General features: G+C 48.2%; 1 protein-coding gene. It reads right to left on the reverse strand.

The features are described 5' to 3' along the window. Positions 1 to 398, reverse strand: a 398-nt coding sequence (gene dctP / locus A3739_RS08665; RefSeq protein ID WP_197472217.1) for a TRAP transporter substrate-binding protein DctP, incomplete at both ends; no start/stop codon positions are given.

A 398-nucleotide genomic window follows, 5' to 3' on the forward strand; every position in this document is an offset into this window, starting at 1 on the left:
AGGCTGCTGTACGCATGGCGATACGCAATATTTCTTGCAGGTCTGCCGGCAAACCTTCAAAAGTTTTACGATTCACTAAGAACTGCAATTCAGCACCAGGCTCATGCCAACCGGTATAATAGTAAGGTGCGATTTTATGGAAGCCCATGCGCAAATCGAGAGATGGACCTACCCACTCAAGCGCATCAATAGTGCCTCGTTCAAGTGCTGTATAGAGCTCTCCCGGTGGGATATTCGTCGGTTTCGCACCGAGCTTTGCAAGCACTTCACCAGCAAAACCTGGGATACGCATTTTAAGACCTTGAAGGTCATCTAGCGTTTTGATTTCCTTCTGGAACCAACCGCCCATTTGGTTAGACGTGTTACCGCCTGGGAAAGACATTAAGTTGTGCTGAGAG

The organism is Oleiphilus sp. HI0067 (assembly GCF_001635735.1).